Below are 20368 nucleotides of genomic sequence, written 5' to 3'. Positions count from 1 at the left end.
AACCCCTTTGGCGCAATGGTCTGCTAAAGTGCCTTGACAGAGCCCGAAAGCAGTCCCAAGTCCTTATACGAATTGGCCGTTCCCAGCCCGCCGGCTAGGGGTGATTCGGTCCCCGAGATAGCCCCATGCCAGCTAAACCAGACCTCAGAATCGTGCTTTGTTCTCCCCGGGGCTTCTGCGCCGGGGTGGTGCGGGCCATCGATACCGTCGAGCGGGCGCTCGCCATCTACGGCGCCCCGGTCTATGTCCGTCACGAGATCGTGCATAACCGCTACGTCGTCGACAGCCTGAAGACCAAGGGCGCGATCTTCGTCGAGGAACTCGCCGAAATCCCCGACAATACCAACGCCCCGGTGGTGTTTTCGGCCCATGGTGTCCCCAAATCGGTTCCGGCCGACGCCCGCGCCCGCAATTTCTTCTCGCTGGACGCGACCTGCCCGCTGGTCACGAAAGTGCACCGCGAGGCCGCGATTCATTTCAAGCGCGGCCGCGAAATCCTCCTGATCGGGCATTCCCACCACCCCGAGGTGGTCGGCACGCTCGGCCAATTGCCGGCCGGCGCGGTGACGCTGATCGAGACCGCGGAAGACGCCAAGACGTTCGGTCCGAAGGACCCGGACAACCTCGCTTTCGTGACCCAGACGACGCTGTCGATCGACGACACCGCCGAGATCGTTGCCCTCCTCAAGGCGCGTTTCCCGAACATCAACGGGCCGCACAAGGAAGACATCTGCTACGCGACCACCAACCGCCAGCTCGCGGTCAAGAAGGTGGCACCGGTGGTCGATGCCTTGATCGTCGTCGGCGCGCCGAACTCGTCGAACTCGCAGCGCCTGCGCGAAGTCGCCGAGCGCGAGGGCTGCAAGGTCGCGATCCTGGCGCAGCGCGCGAGCGATCTCGACTGGTCGCGCTTCGAGGGCATCAGGAGCCTCGGCATCACGGCCGGCGCCTCCGCGCCGGAAGTGATCGTCGAGGAAATCATGGGCGCCTTCGCCGAGCGCTATGAGCTGCATGTGGAGACGGTCTCGGCCGCGGAAGAGAACGAGTTCTTCCCGCTGCCGCGTTCGCTGCGACCCGACGCCGCCTGAGGCTCTTCATGGCGGTTTACACCGACGTCGCCGCCGAAGACCTCGCGGAGTTCATGAAAGGCTACGACATCGGCGAGTTGCTCTCCTACAAGGGCATCGCCGAGGGCGTCGAGAATTCCAACTTCCTGCTGCATACCAGCAAGGGCGCGTTCATCCTCACGCTCTATGAAAAGCGCGTGGCGGTGGATGATTTGCCGTACTTCCTGTCGCTGATGGCGCATCTGGCCGAGCGCGGCGTGCGTTGCCCGGAGCCGGCGAGGAATCGCAAGGGCGAGGTCTACAGCGAACTGGCCGGGCGTCCCGCGGCGATCATCAACTTCCTCGAGGGCGTGTGGCCGCGGCGGCCCAACGCCGCGCATTGTTCTGGCGTGGGCGAAGCGCTCGCCAAAATGCATCTGGCAGGCCGCGACTTCCCGATGTTCCGCAAGAACCCGCTGTCGGTCGAGGGCTGGCGGCCGTTGTACGATCTTGCCGCGCCGCGTGCGGACAGCGTCGCGCCCGGCTTGCAGGATTTCATCGCGCGCGAACTCGATCACCTCGAAGCGTGCTGGCCGAAAGATCTGCCGCCCGGCGTCATCCATGCCGATCTGTTTCCCGACAACGTGTTCTTCCTCGCCGATAGATTGTCGGGCCTGATCGACTTCCCGTTTTCCTGCAACGACATGCTGGCCTACGACGTCGCGATCTGCCTGAACGCGTGGTGCTTCGAGCCGGACCATTCCTTCAACGTCACCAAGGCACGCGCACTGCTCAACGCCTATGGCCGCGAGCGGCCATTGTCGGAAGCCGAGCAGGAGGCGCTGCCGCTTTTGGCGCGCGGCGCGGCGCTGCGGTTCCTGCTGACGCGGCTGGTCGATTTCCTCAACGTGCCGCCTGGCGCGCTGGTGAAGCCAAAGGACCCGCTCGAATATGTCCGCAAGCTGCGCTTCCATCAGAACGTCGCGAGCGTACGCGATTACGGCCTGACCCAGCCGGGATGCGTCGCTTGAGCGAACTGCCTCACGTCACGGTCTTCACCGACGGCGCCTGCTCGGGCAATCCCGGCCCCGGCGGCTGGGGCGCCATCCTGAGATTCGGCGACAAAGAGAAGGAACTGAAGGGCGGTGAGGCCCACACCACCAACAACCGCATGGAGCTGATGGCGGCGATCTCGGCGCTGGAAGCGCTGAAGAAGCCGTGCGTGGTCGACCTCACCACCGACAGCCAGTACGTCCGCCAGGGCATCACCGGCTGGATTCACGGCTGGAAGAAAAACGGCTGGCGCACCGCAGACAAGAAGCCGGTCAAGAACGTCGAACTATGGCAGCGGCTCGATGCCGCGCTGAAACCGCATCAGGTGAGCTGGCACTGGATCAAGGGCCACGCCGGTCACGCCGAAAACGAACGCGCCGATCAATTGGCTCGCGAGGGTGTAGCGATGGCGAGGTTGAAGTAACCCCGGCCGTCATCACCCGCGAAGGCGGGTGATCCAGTATTCCAGAGACATTAGCGATGGAAACGAGAGGCCGCGGCGTACTGGATCGCCCGGTCCCAGTGCGCAATTGCGCACAAGGCCGGGCGACGACAGTTTTGTTGGGCGCGAGCGCCAACAACCGTCATTGCGAGGAGCGAAGCGACGAAGCAATCCATGCTTCAGCGCGTGCGGAGCGATGGATTGCTTCGCTGCGCTCGCAATGACGATGTCAGCTTACAGCTGCCCCAGCAGCGTATCGCCGCCGGAGACCTCGACCTTGCCGGGTGCCGGCTCGAGGTTGAGCTTCTTGACGACGCCGTCGTCGACCAGCATCGAATAGCGCTTGGAGCGGATGCCGAGGCCGTTGCCGGAGGCGTCGAGCTCCATGCCGATCGCCTTGGTGAAATCGGCATTGCCGTCGGCGAGGAACACGGCTTCGTCGCGCTGGTCGGTGTCGCGCTTCCAGGCGTTCATGACGAAGGCGTCGTTGACCGAGACGATGGCGATGGTGCTCACGCCCTTGTCCTTGATGGCATAGGCGTTGAGGAAGATGCTCGGCAGATGCATCTTGTGGCAGGTGCCGGTATAGGCGCCGGGCACCGCGAACAGCGCCACCTTTTTGCCCTTGAAAATATCGTCGGTGGTTTTGACCTGCGGACCTTCCGCCGTCATCACGCGAAACTTGGCTTCCGGCAGCTTGTCGCCAACTTGGATCGTCATCGTCAATTCTCCCTCAATGAGCGGATAGTTTCTTAGACTGGGCGGGTGATCGGCACAATATTCGCGGGGGTTGAAACGGCAACGATAGCGGCCGTTCACGCTTCCGTCATCAGGGCGAAAAGCCCCCTTCGTCCAGGAAGGCCTGCTCGTCCGGTGTGGTCGCACGGCCCAAAAGGCGGTTGCGATGGGGGAAGCGGCCGAACCGCCGGATGATGTCGGCGTGGTGCTCGGCCCACTTCGCACTTTCGGCAAGGCCGGCCTTTTGCGACAGCTCAATGCAGCGCATCTGGTCGGCGAGATGCTCCGAATGCATGAAGGGCAAATACAGGAATTCAAGCAAAGCGCCATCGATCCGCGCGTCGACGCCGCGATCGATGGCGCGGTGCGCCACCTCGCGTGCCTGGGCATCGCTGGCATAGGTCCTGATATCGCCGCGGAACATGTTGCGGGGAAACTGGTCGAGCACGATGACGAGCGCTAGCGCGCCGTCATCGCTCGTTTCCCATGAGGATAGTTCGCCGGCGGCTGCGCGCTGCCACAGGCTGAGAAAGCGCTGGCGCACCCCCGCGTCGAAGGCGTCGTCGGGCATGTACCAGCGGTCATGGCCGGCGTCGCGCCAGAAAGCCAAGATATCGGCCGGCGCGACGTGAGGTTCACCCATCGTCAGATTGTCCGCGTGGCCTTTAGGCCGCGGCCTTCTTCTCGTCGCGCAGTTCGCGGCGCAGGATCTTGCCGACATTGGTCTTGGGCAGGTCGGTCCTGAACTCGATCTGCTTGGGGACCTTGTAGGCGGTGAGCTGCGTGCCGCAGTACTTGATGACTTCCTCGGCGGTGAGGTTCGGGTCCTTCTTGACGATGAAGGCTTTCACCGCCTCGCCGGACTTGGAGTCCTGCACGCCGATGACGGCGCATTCCAGCACGCCGGCATGGCTCGCGATCACTTCCTCGATCTCGTTCGGATAGACGTTGAAGCCCGAGACCAGGATCATGTCCTTCTTGCGGTCGACGATCTTGGTGTAGCCCCGTTCGTCCATCACGCCGATGTCGCCGGTGCGGAAGAAGCCGTCCGGGGTCATCACGTTGGCGGTCTCTTCCGGCCGATTCCAGTAGCCGGCCATCACCTGCGGGCCCTTGGCGCAGATCTCGCCGGCTTGGCCGAGCGGCACTTCCTTGCCGTCGTCGTCGCGGATCGAGAGGTAGGTTGACGGCACCGGGATGCCGATCGAGCCGGAGAACTGGTCGGTGTCGGCGGGGTTGCAGGTCAGCGTCGGCGAGGTCTCGGACAGGCCGTAGCCTTCCGACAGCGCGCAGCCGGTGACTTTCAGCCATTTCTCGGCGACCGGCTTCTGCGTCGCCATGCCGCCGCCGAACGAGGTCTTCAGCTTGGAGAAGTCGACCTTGTCGAAACCGGGCGAGTTCAACAGGCCGTTGTAGAGCGTGTTGACCGCCGGGAAGCTGTTGACCTGATATTTCATCAGCTCCTTGATGAAGCCCGGCATGTCGCGCGGGTTCGGGATCAACAGGTTGACGCCGCCGGCCCGCATCGCGAGCAGGAAGCACGCCGTCAGCGCGAAGATGTGATAGAGCGGCAGGGCGCAGACGATGAAGATCTGATCGACTTGCGGCGGCTTCTTCAGCGCCGGCTGCAGCCAGGCGTCGTTCTGCAGCACGTTGGCCAGGATGTTCTTGTGCAGCAGCGTCGCGCCCTTGGAGACGCCGGTGGTGCCGCCGGTGTATTGCAGGAAGGCGACGTCATCGAGCGTGAGCTTCGGCTTGTTGAGCTTCAGGCTGCGGCCGGCGGCGAGCGCATCGTTGAACGAGACCGCGCCCGGGATCGACCAGGCCGGCACCATTTTCTTCACCTTGCGGATGACAAGGTTGACGATCACGCCCTTGAAGCCGAGCAGGTCGCCCATGCTGCCGACGATGACATGCTTGACCGCGGTCCTCGCGATCACCTGCTGCACCGTAGTGGCGAAATTCTCCAGAACGACGATCGCTTCCGCGCCGGAATCCTTGAGCTGATGCTCGAGTTCGCGCGGGGTGTAGAGCGGGTTGACGTTCACCACCGCATAGCCGGCGCGCAGCACGGCGGCGGTCGAGATCGGGTATTGTAGCACGTTCGGCATCATCAGCGCGACGCGCGCGCCCTTCTGCAGGCCCTTGCTCTGCAGATAGGCGCCGAGTGCTGCCGACATATCGTCGAGGTCGCGGTAGCTGATCGACTTGTCCATGCAGATGAACGCCTTGCGGTCGGCGAACTTCGCAAAGCTTTCTTCCAATAGCTCGACCAGCGATGAGTACTGGGTGACGTCGATATCGGCTGGCACGCCGGCCGGATATTGCTTGAGCCAGATCCGCTCCATGGTATTTCCCCTCTGGTTCCGAGCCCGGATCCGATGTGCATCAGATCCGTGCTCTAATTTTTGTTTCTGACGCGTTTTCTGCGCAGATAAATCTACGCAATCCGCGCGAGCTTGATTGCTATGCGAACCGGTACCCACTTCGCGCGACAACGCTACGGGTCCCGTTCCTGGCCGGGCACGCCTTGTTTTTGGCAGTATTGTGAATGCTGCCGCCGATGGCAAGCGGCTGCGCGCTATCGACGCATTCCGGCGATCTGGAATAATTCGGCCAAACGGCCGGAAAACTGCCTAATTACGTGGCTTCGCGGCCCGTTAACCAGCCGGCTTGTTTTCGCCCTTGGGTTTAGCGGCAGCGTTCGGCTTGGCCGGCTTCGGCGCGGGCTTGTCTGTGGCGGCGGCGGGTTTGGCGCCTGGCTTCTTTTCGGCTGCAGCGGCCGGCTTGGCGGCAGTCTCCGGTCTGGCGTTCGCATGCCTGACTGTCGCAGGCTTGCCTGGCTTCGCGCCGGCTTCAGCCTTGGGCGCCGCGGCGGCGGGCTTCTTTGCTGCAATCTTCGATTTCTTGCCGCGCTTGGCCGGCGTCTGCTGCTCGACATCAGCTGCAACGGCCGCGATCAGTGCAGGGCCGGTCTTGGTCGGGCCGGTATAGACCGGAACGGGCTCGGACGGCTCCGCCGCGGCAGCCATCATCTCCGACGGCTTGACCATCGGCGGCTGCAGCCCGGCGGTGAAGAACGTGACCGCGGCTTCGCCGGTCGACGCGCTACCGTTGGCGGCGACGACGTCGGCGTCCTCGTCGGTGGCCGGTCGCTTGCGCTTGCCGCTGCACATCTCCTCGCGCAGGTTCGGTGGCGTCGCATCGATCGGAACCAGATTGTCGACAGTGCCGAGGGCGGGCTTCAGCCAGCCCAGCCCGTTGCCGCCGAAGCCACGCTCCAGCAATTGCGCCGCGCGAACCGCGCGCGCCTGTCCCGAGGAGGCGCCGAGCACGACGGCGATCAGCCGCTTGCCGTTACGCGTCGCGGAGGCCACCAGATTGTAACCGGAAGCGCAGATGAAGCCGGTCTTGAAACCGTCGGCGCCCGGATAGCGTCCGATCAGCTTGTTGAAATTCTGCGTCACCCTGCGGCCGTAGCGGATCGAGGGAATATGCATGAAGTATTCGTATTCCGGCAGGTCGCGAATCACCGCGCGCGCCAGGATCGCGAGATCGCGCGCCGACGTGATCTGTCCGTCCGCCGGCAGGCCGTTCGGATTGACGTAGCTCGTCTGCGTCATGCCGAGCTTCTGCGCGGTCTGGTTCATCATGCCGGAGAAACCGTCGATCGATCCGCCGACGCCTTCGGCGAGCACCACGGCCATGTCGTTGGCCGACTTCACCATCATCATCTTGAGCGCGTTGTCGACGGTGACCTGAATGCCCGGACGGAAACCCATCTTGGACGGCGACTGCGAAGCCGCGACCGGCGATACCGTCAGCACCGTATCGAGCGACAGACGCCCTTCCTTGACCGCCTTCAGCGTGACGTAGGCGGTCATGATCTTGGTCACCGAGGCGGGGTACCAGGGCATGGTGGCGTTGTCGGCCTGCAGGACCTTGCCGGTATCGGCTTCGACGACCAGAAGCGCCTCGGCGTGCACGGCGCGCGGCGTCACGACGGCAAGCGCCGCCACGAGGAAAATCCAGTTCAACGACGAATGACGAGGCAGCAGGCGATGAAAATGCACTTTTGCGTTCCGGTTCTTTGAGACCCGCCTTCGAAAAGGAGGTCCTTGGGATCTAACGATCGGGTTTCAAGCGTGTCCGGCGCCGTCGCTTTGCGGCAAGGCGCAAACCTATACCGGCTTGGCGGGCCAGAACAGAGGCAGGGCGATTAATTCGTGGATGAAATCATCGCAAATTCGGCCATGTCCATACCGTGATCGCGCTCACGCTGGGCCTAATTGCCTTCGATTCCAGCTCGCGCGCTCTCCTGCACCATGAACTGGGCCTTGGCGAGTTCCGCAAAGCGTCCGCCTTTGGCCACCAGTTCATCGAAAGTTCCGCTTTCGATCACCCGTCCATTGTCGAACACGAGAATGCGGGTGGCGTTGCGAATGGTCGAAAGCCGGTGTGCGATCACGAAAGTGGTGCGGCCCTTCATGACCTCGTCGAGGGCTGCATTGACCTTGGCCTCGGTGACGGCGTCGAGCGCGCTGGTCGCCTCGTCGAGGATCAGGATCGGCGGATCTTTCAACAGCGCGCGGGCGATCGACAGCCGTTGCCGCTCGCCGCCGGACAGCATGCGGCCGCGCTCGCCGGCATGGGTCTCGAATTTCTTGTCGCTGCGTTCGATGAATTCCAGCGCCTGCGCGCGGCCTGCCGCGATGCGCATTTCCTCTTCCGTCGCGTCCGGCTTGCCGACGCGCAGATTGTCGGCGAGCGAGCGATTGAACAACAGCGCCTCCTGGAACACGACGCCGATGTTCCGCCGCAGCGCGGTCAGCTTCAGGCCGCGGATATCCATGCCGTCGATCTTGATGATGCCGGATTGCGGGTCGAAGGCGCGGTGCAGCAGCGCGATCGCAGTGGATTTGCCGGCGCCGGTCGGGCCGACCAGGGCGATGGTCTGGCCGGGCAGGGCGGTAAACGAGACGTCCTCGACCGCAGGCCGCTTGCCGTCATAGGAGAACGAGACGTTGTTGAATTCGACAAGGCCGGAGAGCCGTCCGGCGTCCATGGCGTTGGGCCGGTCGCGCACGGCGGGCACCGCGTCCAATACGTCGAAGAATTCCTGCAGGCGCGGCGCCTCCATGAACACGCTGTTGATGAAGCTCACCACCTGTTCGAGCTTCTGGATCAGCATGGTCGCGAAACTCACGAACATCACGATCTCGCCGACCGTGGTCTCTCCCCGGCCGTGCAGGTAGATGCCGGCGGAGAAGATCGCGAGCACGGTGATGGTCGTCGAGGCGCGGGTGATGACGGTGACCAGCGCCCACCAGCCCAATACCGGCATCTGGACGGCGAGCAGCTTGTCGGCGACGAAGCGCAGGCCCTGAACCTCGGCGTCGATCCGCACGAAACTCTGCACCAGCGCGACGTTGCCGAGCGCGTCGGAGGCGCGCGCCGAGAGATCGCTGTAATGCGCCTCGACCTCGCTCTGCATGCCGTAGGTCTTGCGCACCACCAGCGTGGTCAGCACCGTAAAAATCACGCACAGCGCGAACAGCAGGATCGCCAGCCGCCAGTTGATGTAGAACGCCAGCGGCAGCAGCACCACCAGTGACAGGATCGCCGCAAAATGCTCGCGGAAGAAGCTGAGCCAGAGCCGCCACAGCGAGTCGGTGCCGTTCAGCATCACCTTCATCAGCCGCCCCGAATGAGTGCCGGTGTGGAAGGTCAGCGGCAGTTGCATGATGTGCTCGAAATAATCGGTCAGCACCGCCTGGCGCTGCCGGTGCGCCAGCTTGTCGGCATGGAGCGCGACCAGCGCGCTGCACGCGATGGTGAACAGGCCGAACGCCACCCAGGCCGCCAGCAGCGGCCAGGCCGAGTTCGAGGCCAGCGGCCCGGTCTGCGGCTTGCCGGAGAGCACGTCGACGATCTTGCCGAACAGCACCGGCTCGGCGAATTGCGCACCGGCCAGCAGCAGGTTGGCAAAGGCGAGAATCCAGCCCAGCCGCGCCTCCTTGCCGAGCAGCTCGAGGACGCGGATGTAAAGGCGCAGCATGGACATTCGGGTAAGGACTCAAAAGGAAGCGATCAGCGGCTACTATACTAATCAGGGATCGCGGCGGAGAACCAGAGCGGGATGAATTTTGTTCCGATGGCAGACACACCCACCGACCTCGTCCTGAGGAGGCGCGAAGCGCCGTCTCGAAGGACGGGCCACGGGCTTCATGGTTCTCCCGGCGATGCGAAGCATCGTCCGGACGGCGCTACGCGCCTCCTCACCATGAGGATTTACATCTTCCCTAGTTGATCAAACGGCCGTTGAGCGGCGGCAGGAACTGGTCGTCGAAGATGTCGGACGCCTGCGGCCGCTTCTGAAACTTGAAATCTTCCCCGACCTGGTCGATCGAGCGTTCGAAGCGCGCCGGATCGATCGCGCCGATACCGTTGCGTTTCACTTCGCTGGTCAGGAGGTTGTCGCGCAGGATGGCTTGCAGGCGTTCGAGTTCGAGATCCTTTGAGCCGCCGTCCATGCGATTGGCGACTTCCGCCGCGGCACCTGCAGGGTTCTTGATCGTCAGATGCAGGCCGCCGATTACGGCCCGCACGAATCCCTTCACCGCGTCGGGCCTGGCGGCCGAAAGCTGCGGATTGACGATAACAGCGAAGCCATAGGCCTCGCAGCCATAGTCGGCGAATTTCAGCACCGCCAGATCGTCGGCCGGCACGCCGCGGTCCTTCAAACTGATCGCCGACAGATAGGAAAATCCGGTCACGGCATCGATCTGGCCTGCCGACAGCATCGGCTCGCGCACCGCGGCGCTGATGCTGCTCTGCTTCACGCTCTTGATGTTGATGCCGTTCTGTTTGGCCACCGCCGGCCACAGCCGGATCGACAGGTCGCCTTCGGCGACGCCGAGATTCTTGCCTTCGATGTCGGTCAGCGTGCGGACGCCGCGGCTCTTGCGGGCGATGATGGAATAGGGCGCCTTGTTGAACAGCACGAACACCGCCTTGATCCTGGGGCCGCCCTGCTTGTCCTTGTCGCGAAACCGCATCAACGCGTTGATGTCGACCAGCGCGAAATCGCTGGTGCCTGCCGCGACGCGCGCAATCGCATCCGACGATCCGCTGGCGATGTTGGTCGTGACCGCCAGCGCTTCCGGGCCGAACAGCCCGCCGGCGGTCGCCATCACGAACGGCGCCGCTGCGGCATCGATCGGACGGTCGAGCGAAAACTGGATCTGGAGCGGGGGCCGGGGGTCATCCGCGGCCAGGACATTGCTCGCCATCAAGCCCGCAATTGCGCACAGCCCGGCAAGGGAAGCCAAGAGAACACTCGGGAGAGCGCTCAGGCGGGAGCGGATGGCGTTGGTCCTGATAGCACGCATCGAGGTTACATCAGCACGAGGTGGGACAAGTTGCCGCGCCGGCGATGACTGTTTCGTGACGTCGCCAACGGCATGGATCGCCCTTCGGAAGCCCCTTGGGCGAACCATTCTGCAGCATCTAACCTGAACGGTCGATGACTGCCACGATTTTGCCAGGGATCGTTCAGCTGCCGTTCGGATTGGGGAACCTAGTATCCGCTCAGTGGTTAGCTATCTGAGGCCTGTCGTCAGGCCAGCTCCCACGGAGGATGTCGAGATGTTTGCGCGAAAAGGTGTGTTTTCATCGATCGGCCGCGCCGGCGCGGTGGCCACGGTCGTGGCAGTGGCGCTGACGGCGGTCCAGCCGTCGATGGCCTTCGCCGGCTCCGCGACGTCGGGTAAGGGCGTCACGGCGTCGACCGGGACCAGCGACGCGACCGATATCAGCGCGCGCCGCAGGTACTATCGCGGTGGCGGTGGTGCCGCGGCAGCGGCGGCCTTTGCTGGCATCGTCGGCACGGGGATTGCGATTGCGGCCACTCAGAACCGCCGGGACTATTACTATGACAATGGCTACGGCTACTACGGCGGCGGCCCGGCCTATTACGGCAGCCCGGGCTATTACTCACCTGGCCCTTACTACGGCCGCAGCCACTACTATGGCGGCTGGTAAACCCGATCGTTAAAATCGCAACCGTTAAAGATGAATCCACCGGCCGCCCCGGCCGGTGGATTTTTTATGGTTGCAGGGTCGGCCGTTAACACGCCTACCACGGCTTTGCATTAGGCTTGCAGGATGAGTGATTCGCTCGAACGGCTTTATCAGGCTGTCATCGCGGCCAGGGATCTCGATCCGGCCACGTCGCGAACGGCCCGCCTGTTTCAGCGCGGTCCCTCCAAGATGGCCAAGAAGCTCGCCGAGGAAGCCATCGAAGTCGTCATCGATGCCGTCAACGGCAAGACCGACGCGGTGGTCCGCGAGAGCGCCGATCTGCTCTACAACCTGACCGTCCTGTGGGCTTCGGCCGGCGTGAAGCCGGAGGACGTCTGGCGCGAAATGGAGCGGCGCGAGGATATGCTCGGCATCGCCGAGAAGCTGCCAAAGTCGGCGCTCAAGATGCCCAAGGCGTTTGCCCTTGCCGGTAAGGCGGTGGCTGGCAAGGCTTTGCCCAAGGCGCTACCTGAGGCGACGGCCCCTGTGGGCCGGCGGCGAATTGTCGCGCTGGAAGGCCGCTCGTTGCGCAAACGGCACTAATTCCTCCCGAATTCCGTCCTTTTCCGGCATGGACAAATCCGCCGCATGATGGTTCATGCGGCCATGCTGAAACGGACCTACGATTGGTGCATCGACGCCGCCGACAAGCCCTACGCGCTCTGGATTCTGGCGGCGGTCGCCTTCGCGGAAAGTTCGTTCTTCCCGATTCCCCCCGATATCATGCTGCTGCCGATGTCGCTGGCGCGGCCGAAGAAGGCATGGTGGTTCGCGACCGTGTGCACGATCGCTTCCGTCGCCGGCGGCGTGCTCGGATACGCGATCGGCGCGCTGCTCTACGATTCGATCGGGCAATGGCTCATCACGCTGTACGGCCTCAGTGACAAGGTCGAGACCTTCCGGGCTTCCTATGCCGAATGGGGCGCGGTGATCATCCTGCTAAAGGGGCTGACGCCGATCCCCTACAAGCTCGTGACCATCACCTCGGGCTTCGCGGGCTACAATATCTGGCTGTTTGTCCTGTGTTCCATCGTGGCGCGCGGTGGGCGCTTTTTCATTGTCGCGGTCCTGCTCAACCGCTACGGCGACCTGATCCGGAGCGAGCTGGAAAAGCGGCTCGGCCTGTGGGTCGCCATCGGGGCCGTCGTGCTGGTGCTCGGTTTCGTCATCGCGTTCAAGCTGATCTAGATCGCGATTCAAACCGATCTAGCGCTTTGCCGGCATCCCGGCTTCAGGCTACGTTTCGTGTCATGTCCTATCGAAGCGGCCGTTTGTTCACATTGTCCGGGACGCAGCTTGCGACCGCGGGCCTCGTTGCTTCCATGCTGGCCACCGCTCCCGAAGTCGGTTGGCCGCAGGCCGCGCCTCCACCCACGCTCGGCCTGCAGTCGCCGGCCCAGCAACCGCTGCCGGCTCAGCCCGAGCCGCAGCAGATCGAACCCTCGCCGCCGTCGCGCGAGGAGAACCCGGGCCTGATTAACGAGATCGGCAAGCTGTTCGAGAAATCCAGATCGCTGCTGCCGCCGCTGAAGAGCCCGAGCGAGGCCATCGACGATTTCAACGCGCGCACCAAGGACGCCGGCCAGAGCCTGTCGAACATCGCAAAGCCCTCGACCATGGTGAGCGGGCGGGCGGCGTGTCTCGTGTCCGCCAACGGCGCGCCGGACTGCAAGGCCGGCGCCGACCGGCTGTGCCAGAGCAAGGGCTACAAGGACGGCAAGAGCCTCGACACCGATGCGGCGGAGAAATGCTCGCCGAAAGTGTACCTGCCCGGCTACAAGCGCCAGCCGGGCGACTGCAAGACCGAAAATTACGTGACGAGGGCCGTGTGCCAGTAGCGCATCTCCAACGCCGGAGAAGGTCATGCTCAAACGCATCGCCGCCAGCGTCAAAACGCAATACTTGACACTGGAAAGATTGCCTTGTTGGTTGGTATGACGTCTGGCATCTCTAGGGCCATGCATCGCCCTCCCGACTAAACCGAAGGATCGTCTCGAATGTCCATGCCTGCCTTGTTCAAGGGCCGCCTGTCGCTACCCGTGATCGGTGCGCCACTCTTCATCATCTCCGTGCCGGATCTGGTGATCGCGCAATGCAAGGCCGGCGTGGTCGGCTCGTTCCCCGCGCTCAACGCGCGCCCGCCGGCGCTGCTCGACGAGTGGCTGGCGCGGATCAGGGAAGAACTCGCCGCCTATGACAAGGCGCATCCCGAACGGCCGTCGGCGCCGTTTGCGGTGAACCAGATCGTGCACAAGTCGAACAACCGTCTCGATCAGGATCTGGCGCTTTGCGAGAAGCACAAGGTGCCGATGATGATCACCTCGCTCGGCGCGCGTGAGGAGCTCAACCAGGCGGCGCATGGCTGGGGCTGCATCGTGTTCCACGACGTCATCAACCAGAAGTTCGCGCACAAGGCGGTCGAGAAGGGCGCCGACGGATTGATCCTGGTGTCGGCCGGCGCCGGCGGCCATGCCGGCGAGATTTCGCCGCTGGCCTTCGTGGCGGAGACGCGGGCCTGGTTCGACGGTCCGATCGCCCTGTCGGGCGCGATTGCAAACGGCCGTGCCATCCGCGCCGCGCGGATATTGGGCGCCGACTTCGCCTATATCGGCTCCGCCTTCATCGCCACCAAGGAAGCCAATGCGGTGGAGGGCTACAAGCAGATGATCACGTCCTCGTCGGCGGAAGACATCGTCTATTCCAATCTGTTCACCGGCGTACACGGCAATTATCTGAAGCCGTCGATCGTCGCGGCCGGCATGGATCCCGACAATCTCCCGACCTCCGATCCCTCGAAAATGAGCTTCGGCACCGACGCGTCGGGCGAGCGCGCCAAGCCAAAGGCCTGGAAGGAAATCTGGGGCTCCGGCCAGGGCGTCGGCAGCGTCGCCAAGGTCTTGCCGGCGGCTGAACTGATCGCGCGGTTCAGACAAGAATACGACGAGGCGATCGACCCCGCGCTCTAACGAGCGCCAGCGCCCTCTCCCTTACGAGGAGAGGGCGGCCAAGGCCGGCCTTGTTCATTGCAGGCCTCGGCAAATACGTGTGGCGCTCACACGTTCAGATTCATCCAGACGGCCTTCGGTTCGGTAAAATTCTCCAGCGCGGCCGTGCCGTGTTCGCGGCCGAATCCTGAATCGCGCACGCCGCCCCATGGCAGTCGCACATCGGTATAGCCATACGTGTTGATCCAGACCGTTCCGGCCTTCGCCTTCTTCGCGAAACGCTGCACCCGTCCGATGTCGCGGCTCCAGACGCCGGCGGCGAGGCTGTAGGCCGTGCCGTTGGCGATGCGGAGCGCTTCGGCTTCATCGCGGAACTTGATGACGCTCACCACGGGCCCGAAGATTTCTTCCTGCGAGATGCGCATCTCGTGCTGGACGTCGGCAAACACGGCAGGGCTGATGAAATAGCCGCGGTCGCCGACGCGCTCGCCGCCCGTCGTCAACGTTGCGCCTTCCTTGCGGCCGATATCCACGTAATCGAGGATGCCCTTCATCTGCTTTTCGGAGATGACCGGCCCCATCGCGGTGGCGCGATCGGCGGGATCGCCGATGCGGATGGCCCTGGCGCGCAGCGTCAATCGCTCGACCACTTCGTCATAAACCTTCTCATGGGCCAGCACGCGCGAGCCGGCCGAGCACACCTGCCCGGCATTGAAAAAGATTCCCGACGCCGCCGCCTTGCTGGCCGCCTCGATATCGGCGTCGTCGAAGATGACGTTGGCGGACTTGCCGCCGAGTTCGAGCGACACGCGTTTGAAATTGCCGGCGGCGCCGCGCAGGATTCCGCGGCCGACGCCCGGCGATCCCGTAAATGTCACCTTGTCCACGTCAGGATGATTGACCAGCGCATCGCCAACCACGCGTCCGGGGCCGGTGACGATGTTCAGAACGCCAGGCGGCAATCCGGCTTCGAGTGCGAGCTCGCCGATGCGCAATGCGGAAAGCGATGTCAGTTCGGCAGGCTTCATCACGATGGTGCAACCGCAGGCCAGCGCCGGCGCCAATTTCCACATCCCGATCATCAGCGGGAAATTCCAGGGCACGATGGCGGCAACGACGCCAACCGGCTCCCGCATGGTGTAGGTGAGCGCCTCTTCCCGCGTCGAGACGACCTCGCCGCTGATCTTGTCGGCCCAGCCGGCGTAGTAAGTCAGCGTATCGATGGCGGCGGGCAGGTCCTGCCGCAGCACGCCCGCGATCGGCTTGCCGGCATCGAGGCTTTCCAGGGCTGCGATCTCGTCGGCGTGCTGCTTCATCAGGTCGGCCAGACGGAGCAGGATCTGACCGCGCTCCGAGGCGCGCATGCCGCGCCAGGGGCCCTCGAACGCGCGACGCGCTGCCGCGACGGCGCGATCGACGTCGGCCCCGTTGCCTTCAGCCACCGTTGCGATGACCTGTTCGTTGGCCGGATTGAAGGTCTTGAACGTGCGGCCGGAGGCGGACGGGACGTGCCGGCCGTCGATCAGCAGCAGCCGGGGCTTGGCGGATGCGATGGCGGGCATGGCCTCGCGGTCATAATCATATGCAATTGACATCATATTTCCTCCGTTTGTTGTGTCCTTAAATTAGGAGGAGATGGCCTTTTGTAAATATGATATGGTGTGCCTATGTTTCGCGAAGATATGCAGTTAACTTCATAAAGTGAGCGATCATGCATCACGTCGAGATCGAAACCGTCTGGCGATTTCACAAGGAAGGCAGCCCGGAGACGGCGGTGGTGATGCTCGGCGTTCTCAACGAGATCCGAAAGACCGGAAAGCTCACCAGCGCGGCGAAGCACGCCCAGCTCTCTTATCGGCACGTCTGGAATCTGGTCGAGCAGTGGTCCGAATTCTTCGGCGTTCCGCTGGTGGAGACCCGTCGCGGCAAGGGCACGGTGCTCACCGCCTTCGGCGAAAAGCTGGTCTGGGCCGGAGAGCGCATGCAGGCGCGCCTTGGTCCGCAACTCGAAAATCTCGCGCAGGAACTCGTGACCGAGATCAAGCCGTTCCTGCATCAACGTCCATCCGTCATTCGTGTTCACGCCAGCCATGGCTTTGCGGTTTCGAAATTGCGCGAATTGCTGGACCGCGAGCCCGGCATCGGTGTCGATCTGCGCTATGTCAGCAACCAGAATTCGCTGCTGTCGCTGACGCAGGGCGCTTGCGATCTTTCCGGCGTGCATCTGCCGCGCGGCGAGCTGCGTGCGCAGGGCATTCGGGCCTGCAAGGAATGGCTCGATCCGCGTGAGGACCGCGTGATCAGTTTCGTGACGCGGGAAATGGGGTTGATGGTCAAGCGTGGCAATCCGCTCAAGATCGCATCGATCAAGGATGTCGTCGATCGCAAGGCGCGCTTCGTCAACCGCGACCACGATTCCGGCACGCGTCTGCTGTTCGATCAGTTGCTGGCGCTGCACGGGGTCGATCAGGCCAAAATCAACGGCGCACAGCAAATGGAGTTCACCCACGCCGCCGTCGCCGCCTATGTCGCAAGCGGCATGGCCGATGTGAGCTTTGGCGTCGAGGCCGCCGCCCGGCAGTTCGGGCTCGATTTCATCAGGTTGCTGACCGAGGATTATTTCTTCGTCTGCCGTCGCGCGTTTCTGGAAACCGAGCCGATGCGGCGCATTATCGACATCATGAAGGGCCGCGAGTTCCACGAAGGGGTTGCGAGCCTGCCCGGTTACGTTGCGACAAGCACCGGGACGGTTAGCACCGTAAAGGAGTTTCTGGAGAGCGTGGGCCAATGATATGGTCACGGGCGCAATTCGCGGCAGTTGAGGTCTTCGATCGATGGCGACCGGACAGGATTTGAGCGGACGTGTCGCGCTGGTGACGGGGGCGTCCCGCGGCATCGGCGCGGCGGTTGCGCTGACGCTGGCGGAATTGGGCGCCGCGGTCGCGGTGAATTATCGCGAGCGGGCGCAAGCTGCGGAGGCGATCGTCGGGAAGATTAAAGCTGGCGGCGGCCGCGCCATCGCGGTCGCGGCCGATGTCTCGAAGGTGGCGGCCGTGGCTGCGATGGTCGAACAGGTCGCTTCCGCGTTCGGCCCGATCGACATTCTCGTCAACAATGCCGGCGTCGCGATCGTGCGCGGCGTCGATGATCTGACCGAGGACGATTTCGACCGCACCATCGCGGTCAACCTGAAATCGGCGTTCCTGTGCACGCGGGCCGTTCTGCCCGGCATGCGGGCGCGCCAATGGGGCCGGATCGTCAACATCTCCTCGGGTGCGGCGCGCGGCGCCGGCGCCATCGGCGTGCACTACAACGCCTCCAAGGCCGGCATGGAAGGACTGACCCGCGGCTACGCGGCGCGTCTCGTCAAGGAAGGCATCACCGTCAACGCGGTGGCGCCGTCGCTGATCGCAACCGACATGATGGGCGGCCGGACCGATCTCGCCCGCAACATCCCGCTTGGCCGCATGGGCCAGGCCGAGGAAGTGGCGCAAGCGGTCGCGATGGTGCTCGGCAACAGCTACATGACCGGACAGACCATCGTCCTCAATGGCGGCATGGCCTTCGTTTGAAGCCCGCCGTCCTGCTCTCCGTCTCCCGCGAATGGCGCACGGCACTCTACCTGCCGCGGCCTCGACTCGTTCCGCCGAAGCAGGCAAGAAACTGTTCCCTTTGATCGACAGGACCTCCCACCCGATGGATGCCATCTTTCGCGTCGACGGCAACAACGTCGTCACCAGCCCCTTTGCGGCGGGGCCATGGGACCCGAGCATGCAGCACGGCTCGCCGCCGGCGGCGCTGGCGGTGTGGGCAGCGGAGCGGATTCCAACTGCCGTCCCGATGCGGATCGCCCGTGTCACCGTCGACCTGATGCGTCCCGTGCCGGTGGCGCCGCTGACGATCGAGAGCGAGATCTTGCGCGAGGGGCGCAAGATCCAGCTTTGCGCCGTCAGGCTGCTTGCGAAGGGCGTCGTCGTGGTCGGCGCGACCGTGCTGAAGATTAAGGTGCAGGCCAACGAACTGCCGCCGGAGGCGGTGATCGAGCCGGTCGAACTGCCGGGGCCGGATCAATCACGCATCGAGCGGGTTGATTTCTCTTCCAGCCCTTTCGTCACCGGGATGTCTTTGCGCGCCGCCCGCGGCCATTTCGGCGTGCCGGGGCCGGGCGCGATCTGGTACCGCGTTGACCGGCCGATCGTGGAAGGCGCGCTCGTTTCGCAGGCGATGCGGGCGATGGCGGCGGCGGATTTCTGCAACGGCACCTCGGCGGTGCTGGACTTTCGCGCCTGGACCTTCCTCAACGCCGATCTCACCGTGAACTTTTCGCGCGAGCCGGCCGGCGACTGGATCCTGCTCGATGCCGAATCCTGGATCGGTCCGGACGGTGCGGGGCTCGCCATGGCGCGACTCGCTGACGAGCGCGGCTATTTCGGCCGCGCCATCCAGAGCCTCGTCATCGAAAGGCGCTAGAGCATGATCCGGAAAAGTGGGAACCGGTTTTCCGAAAAGATCATGCTCAAACAAAATGTCCTGCCGCCTATTCCAGATCGACCGGCTGGAAACGGCCGCTCTCGTCGAGCGCCGTGCCCCAGATCTTGTGCGAGGCGGTGTGATCGGAACGGCCGAAATTGAGCGGCACGCCGAGGCCCAGATCGAGATTGCGGGTCGCTTCCAGCGTATCGACCAGCTTTTCGGTATCGAGCTGCGGGCCGGTGCGCTTGATTGCGTCGATCAGGATGTTGGCTGCCACAAAACCTTCCAGCGACGCGTAGTCGGGCGCCTCGCCGGGAAAATATTTCGCGAGTGCATTCTTGTATTCGAGCACCGCGCTCGAATATCCCGACACCGCCGGCACGACCTGGGTCACAAGGACGCCCGTCGTGTAGCGCGGCCCCAGCAGCTTCAGTTCCTCGGCGAGCGACGAGCCGCCGACGCCCGAGATGCTGGTGAAGATCATCTCGGGATAGAGGGCGCGCGTCTTCTCGATGAATTTTGCGGCGGCCCGATAAGAGGCGGACATGATGATCGCCCGGACTGGCACCTTCTGCACGCGCAACAGGTTGACGGCCTCGTCGACCTCGATGGTGTTGCGCGGGTAGTTGAGCCGCAGGATGGCGCTGTCGTTGATGCCCATCGCGCGATAGGCCTTGGCGACGCCCGCATACCCGGCATCCCCAAGATCGTCCGTCTGGGCGAACACGGCGATCTGCCGGACCGGGATGCGGCGCATCTTCACCAGATAGCGCACCGCGGCGTCGGCCTCCTCGGCATAGCTCGGACGGTAGTTGAAGACATAGCGATCGGGAGGATCGCGGCGCACGACATTGCCACCGGTGTAAGCCCCGAAGAACAGCATCCGCCGCTCCAGCGCGAAAGGTACCGCGACCGCCGCGGTCGCGGTACCGATGCTGCCGATGATGCCGAAGATCTGGTCCTTCTCGTAGAGCTGCCGCACGGCCTGCAGCGTGCGCGCCGGCTCGTTGCCGTCATCGGCGGCGATGATCCGCAGCTTCCGTCCCCCGACGCCGCCGGCGTCGTTGACCTGGTTGAAGGCGGTTTCGATGCCGAGCTTCATCTGGCGGCCGCGCTCCCGCACCGGGCCGGTGAAGGCCGCCGTGATGCCGAACCGGATTTCGTTGTCGGATATGCCGCGGACCGCAGTGACCGGATTTCCGAAGCTGACCGCGGGCGCCGGCGCCGCGGCGAAAGCCGGTGCGGCGAGGGCTGCGGCGGCGGCTGGACCGGGTGCGGATGGGGTGAGTGACTGTTCGAGATCCGCCAGCCGGCGTTCCGCCAGCCTGCAATCCGTCCGCCCCGACGTCACCGCGCCGCGGCCGTCCGCAACGTTGCGATCAAACTGTTGCGCGAGGTCGGACCGCTGTGCCTCGTTGGACGCGGCATCCCGGATCACCGCCGCAAACTTCTCGATCACCGACTGGATTCGAGGCCGCGTGATGTCAGGGCAGGCCAGCGCCGAACCGATCACCGGCCCGACGCGGCCTGCAAGGTCGCGTACGAGCTCCATCTTGTCGCCGGGGGCCGCCTCCGCGGCTGTTAGGAAA

The 20368-nt window shown here is 64.0% G+C and carries 19 protein-coding genes; 11 read left to right on the top strand and 8 right to left on the bottom strand.

What is annotated here, in order from left to right; genetic code table 11:
* Nucleotides 1-125: 125 nt before the first annotated feature.
* From ispH to rnhA, 3 genes are read left to right on the top strand one after another with little or no spacing between them, the layout of a single operon-like run.
* On the top strand, nucleotides 126-1088 hold the full coding sequence (gene ispH / locus ACVWVY_RS02655) for a 4-hydroxy-3-methylbut-2-enyl diphosphate reductase (protein WP_456624917.1): 963 nt from the start codon (nucleotides 126-128) through the stop codon (nucleotides 1086-1088).
* An 8-nt stretch (nucleotides 1089-1096) separates the two neighbouring features.
* On the top strand, nucleotides 1097-2077 hold the full coding sequence (locus tag ACVWVY_RS02650; protein ID WP_456624916.1) for a homoserine kinase: 981 nt from the start codon (nucleotides 1097-1099) through the stop codon (nucleotides 2075-2077).
* A complete protein-coding gene (gene rnhA / locus ACVWVY_RS02645; protein ID WP_456624915.1) occupies nucleotides 2065-2523 on the top strand; it encodes a ribonuclease HI in 459 nt (152 codons plus the stop codon). The genes ACVWVY_RS02650 and rnhA overlap by 13 nt, the downstream gene beginning before the upstream one ends.
* A gap of 252 nt (nucleotides 2524-2775) precedes the next feature.
* On the opposite strand, the gene ACVWVY_RS02640 is transcribed toward rnhA, so the two are convergent.
* The 6 genes from ACVWVY_RS02640 to ACVWVY_RS02615 all read right to left on the bottom strand — a co-directional run bounded on the left by ACVWVY_RS02640 (nucleotide 2776) and on the right by ACVWVY_RS02615 (nucleotide 10670).
* Nucleotides 2776-3261, bottom strand: a complete 486-nt coding sequence (locus tag ACVWVY_RS02640) for a peroxiredoxin (RefSeq protein ID WP_108512187.1) — start codon at nucleotides 3259-3261, stop codon at nucleotides 2776-2778.
* A 109-nt stretch (nucleotides 3262-3370) separates the two neighbouring features.
* Entirely contained in the window at nucleotides 3371-3922 is a 552-nt protein-coding gene (locus ACVWVY_RS02635) for a DUF924 family protein (RefSeq protein WP_456624914.1), read from the bottom strand.
* A 22-nt stretch (nucleotides 3923-3944) separates the two neighbouring features.
* The gene (locus tag ACVWVY_RS02630) at nucleotides 3945-5627 is read right to left on the bottom strand and encodes a long-chain-fatty-acid--CoA ligase (protein ID WP_456624913.1); all 1683 of its coding nucleotides are present in this window, start codon (nucleotides 5625-5627) and stop codon (nucleotides 3945-3947) included.
* Nucleotides 5628-5939: 312 nt separating this feature from the next.
* Nucleotides 5940-7352: a D-alanyl-D-alanine carboxypeptidase family protein gene (locus tag ACVWVY_RS02625; protein WP_456624912.1), complete on the bottom strand. Its 1413-nt coding sequence runs from the start codon at nucleotides 7350-7352 to the stop codon at nucleotides 5940-5942.
* A 212-nt stretch (nucleotides 7353-7564) separates the two neighbouring features.
* The gene (locus ACVWVY_RS02620) at nucleotides 7565-9343 is read right to left on the bottom strand and encodes a glucan ABC transporter ATP-binding protein/ permease (RefSeq protein WP_456624911.1); all 1779 of its coding nucleotides are present in this window, start codon (nucleotides 9341-9343) and stop codon (nucleotides 7565-7567) included.
* Between the two features lie 238 nt (nucleotides 9344-9581).
* A complete protein-coding gene (locus ACVWVY_RS02615) occupies nucleotides 9582-10670 on the bottom strand; it encodes an ABC transporter substrate-binding protein (RefSeq protein ID WP_456624910.1) in 1089 nt (362 codons plus the stop codon).
* Between the two features lie 256 nt (nucleotides 10671-10926).
* Here ACVWVY_RS02615 and ACVWVY_RS02610 point away from each other — a divergent pair, with 256 nt between their 5' ends.
* The 5 genes from ACVWVY_RS02610 to ACVWVY_RS02590 all read left to right on the top strand — a co-directional run bounded on the left by ACVWVY_RS02610 (nucleotide 10927) and on the right by ACVWVY_RS02590 (nucleotide 14327).
* The gene (locus ACVWVY_RS02610) at nucleotides 10927-11322 is read left to right on the top strand and encodes a hypothetical protein (RefSeq protein WP_456624909.1); all 396 of its coding nucleotides are present in this window, start codon (nucleotides 10927-10929) and stop codon (nucleotides 11320-11322) included.
* Between the two features lie 123 nt (nucleotides 11323-11445).
* Nucleotides 11446-11904 (top strand): phosphoribosyl-ATP diphosphatase, encoded by a 459-nt coding sequence (gene hisE, locus ACVWVY_RS02605; RefSeq protein WP_456624908.1) that lies wholly within the window; start codon nucleotides 11446-11448, stop codon nucleotides 11902-11904.
* Between the two features lie 63 nt (nucleotides 11905-11967).
* Entirely contained in the window at nucleotides 11968-12549 is a 582-nt protein-coding gene (locus ACVWVY_RS02600; protein ID WP_456632080.1) for a YqaA family protein, read from the top strand.
* A 62-nt stretch (nucleotides 12550-12611) separates the two neighbouring features.
* Nucleotides 12612-13199: a hypothetical protein gene (locus ACVWVY_RS02595; RefSeq protein WP_456624907.1), complete on the top strand. Its 588-nt coding sequence runs from the start codon at nucleotides 12612-12614 to the stop codon at nucleotides 13197-13199.
* Between the two features lie 159 nt (nucleotides 13200-13358).
* Complete coding sequence (locus ACVWVY_RS02590; RefSeq protein WP_456624906.1) at nucleotides 13359-14327, top strand: NAD(P)H-dependent flavin oxidoreductase; 969 nt, start codon at nucleotides 13359-13361, stop codon at nucleotides 14325-14327.
* A gap of 86 nt (nucleotides 14328-14413) precedes the next feature.
* Here ACVWVY_RS02590 and ACVWVY_RS02585 read toward each other — a convergent pair whose 3' ends face one another.
* Nucleotides 14414-15901, bottom strand: coding sequence for an aldehyde dehydrogenase family protein (locus ACVWVY_RS02585; protein WP_456624905.1), 1488 nt, complete (start codon nucleotides 15899-15901; stop codon nucleotides 14414-14416).
* Nucleotides 15902-16017: 116 nt separating this feature from the next.
* Between ACVWVY_RS02585 and ACVWVY_RS02580 the strand changes: the two genes are divergently transcribed.
* The 3 genes from ACVWVY_RS02580 to ACVWVY_RS02570 all read left to right on the top strand — a co-directional run bounded on the left by ACVWVY_RS02580 (nucleotide 16018) and on the right by ACVWVY_RS02570 (nucleotide 18776).
* Nucleotides 16018-17097, top strand: coding sequence for a substrate-binding domain-containing protein (locus ACVWVY_RS02580; protein WP_456624904.1), 1080 nt, complete (start codon nucleotides 16018-16020; stop codon nucleotides 17095-17097).
* 43 nt (nucleotides 17098-17140) lie between these two features.
* Nucleotides 17141-17878, top strand: coding sequence for an SDR family NAD(P)-dependent oxidoreductase (locus tag ACVWVY_RS02575; protein ID WP_456624903.1), 738 nt, complete (start codon nucleotides 17141-17143; stop codon nucleotides 17876-17878).
* A 124-nt stretch (nucleotides 17879-18002) separates the two neighbouring features.
* Nucleotides 18003-18776, top strand: a complete 774-nt coding sequence (locus ACVWVY_RS02570) for a thioesterase family protein (RefSeq protein ID WP_456624902.1) — start codon at nucleotides 18003-18005, stop codon at nucleotides 18774-18776.
* A gap of 67 nt (nucleotides 18777-18843) precedes the next feature.
* On the opposite strand, the gene ACVWVY_RS02565 is transcribed toward ACVWVY_RS02570, so the two are convergent.
* Nucleotides 18844-20331 (bottom strand): ABC transporter substrate-binding protein, encoded by a 1488-nt coding sequence (locus tag ACVWVY_RS02565; RefSeq protein WP_456624901.1) that lies wholly within the window; start codon nucleotides 20329-20331, stop codon nucleotides 18844-18846.
* Nucleotides 20332-20368: the final 37 nt, after the last annotated feature.

The organism is Bradyrhizobium sp. URHC0002 (assembly GCF_054059515.1).
The sequence above is the reverse complement of the archived record's forward strand: the minus strand, read 5'-3'. Positions and strand labels throughout refer to the sequence as shown.